Source organism: Aeromicrobium sp. CF3.5 (genome assembly GCF_051262695.1).
Classification (GTDB): Bacteria; Actinomycetota; Actinomycetes; order Propionibacteriales; family Nocardioidaceae; genus Aeromicrobium.
This window is the reverse complement of record NZ_JBIMEZ010000022.1, coordinates 1-1905: the sequence shown is the minus strand read 5'-3', so window position 1 is coordinate 1905 and position 1905 is coordinate 1. Positions and strand designations below refer to the sequence as shown.

Below are 1905 nucleotides of genomic sequence, written 5' to 3'. Positions count from 1 at the left end.
TCCTGTGGAGATCGTTGATGAGCGCACTGCAACGGATACGACGTATGCCAACCCGAGCGGCACCTACACGGTGGAGACCTCGACGGTCCCGATTCGGGTGGAGACCAGTACCGGTTGGAAGCCGGTCGACCTCACGCTCGTAGAAAAGGACGGTGTGCTGGTCCCACGAATGGCTGCGGGGCTGATCAAGTTCTCGGCGGGCGGCTCCGATCCGATGGTCGAGATCGGCCACGGATCGGCCACGACAGCGGTTCAGTGGCCTGACATGTTGCCGGAACCGGTAGTCGACGGTGCCACTGCGACGTATGAGGACGTGTTCGATGGTGTCGATCTGAAGCTGAGCATCACAGACGCGGGTGTGTCTCAGGTTCTTGTGGTTCATGACGCGCAGGCGGCGGCCAACCCTGAGCTTGAAAAATTGGATCTCGCGACGACCGTCGAGGGAGGTTCGATCGAGCCCAAGGATGGTGGCTACCTCGTTGTGGACGACACGGGCCGCGAGGTGGGAATGTCGCCGCCGCCGGTGATGTGGGATTCCAGCGGCACGTTGTTGGACGCCGATCGCGATGTCATCGCTGATCGCACCGCTGAAGCTGTCGAGCAACGCATCCAGGGGCCGACCCAGGGGGACGACATCTCTGACATCGATCTGACCGTCACCGAGGACGCGTTGGTGCTGGCGCCCGACGAGGATGCGCTTGTTGGCGAGGACGTGAGCTACCCGGTCTATATCGACCCGATCGCGACGTCGAGCTCGCCGACCAACTGGTCGATGGTGTTCAAGCAGAATCCGAACTCGACGTTCTTCAAGTGGACTGACTCCGCAGGACAAGGCGTCGGCTACCAGAACTACAACGGCGTCTCGACCAAACGCCTGTTCTACGAACACAACATCGGGTCGGTGTCGAGGACGAAGATCAAGAGCGCCACGTTCACGGCGCGCATGAATTGGTCGGCTTCGTGCGCAGCCAGAGGGATCCGGGTGTATCGGGTTGCTGCGCCGGTGTCGAGTCGGACATGGAACAACCAGCCGGACTGGCTGGACTGGCAGGACACAAAGACGTACTCGGCTGGTTGGGCGGACTGCAACCCGGGCGGCCGTGACGTGGCCTGGAACGTCACCTCGGCCGTGACGGATGCTGCCGCCGCCAGCCGGCCCACCGTTTCGTTCGGTATGCGGGCGATCGACGAGGGTGACCCATTGTCGTGGCGCCGGTTCCGGCACACCACGGTCCTGCGAGTCGAATACAACCGGCCGCCGTCAGCCCCGACATCGTTGAAAGTTGCAGGCAAGACGTGCACGTCTACTGGTGTTTTGTTGAAGCGGATGACCTCGGCTCCGGTCATGTCTGCGGTGATGAAAGATCCCGACGGCGGAAACGTCCGAGGCTGGTTCCAGTGGGCGAAACGATCCTCGATCAGCTCATCAGACCCTGAAATCAGAAGTGCGGATCATGTCTCATCGGGAAGTCCGGTCTCTACAAAGCTCCCGGGAGCGTTGGTCGACGGCACCTTCCCGTCCGGGACGTGGTCGTTCAGGGTCCGCGGATCGGATTCGTACTCCGACTACGGCTCGTACAGCGCTCAGTGCAAGTTCACCGTTGATTCGACCTTGGCGCCGGTACCGCAGATCAAGAGCTATCCCGGTGAGTCTGTCCCTGACGAGCGGTGGCTCGCCGGCGCGAAACAGAGTGTCCAGTTCTGGCCTGCTGATGGTCAAGCCGCTGATACGGCCGGGTACGCCTACACGCTCGACAACGACCAGGCACCAACTGCCAAGTCCCACACACCGACGAACGCGGACAAGTCGATTGCGGTGGAGCTGCCGGCGCAGACCGCTGGGCTGCACGTGTTGCGACTGTGGGCATATGACGCTGCGGGTAACCGCAGTCAGGACCCGGACCT

The 1905-nt window shown here is 62.2% G+C and carries 1 protein-coding gene; it reads left to right on the top strand.

The genetic code is table 11. The annotated features are described in order from the left end of the window. Nucleotides 1-1905 (top strand): DNRLRE domain-containing protein (locus tag ACHAA3_RS16785; RefSeq protein WP_435710242.1); only part of this gene is annotated, 1905 nt, incomplete at both ends.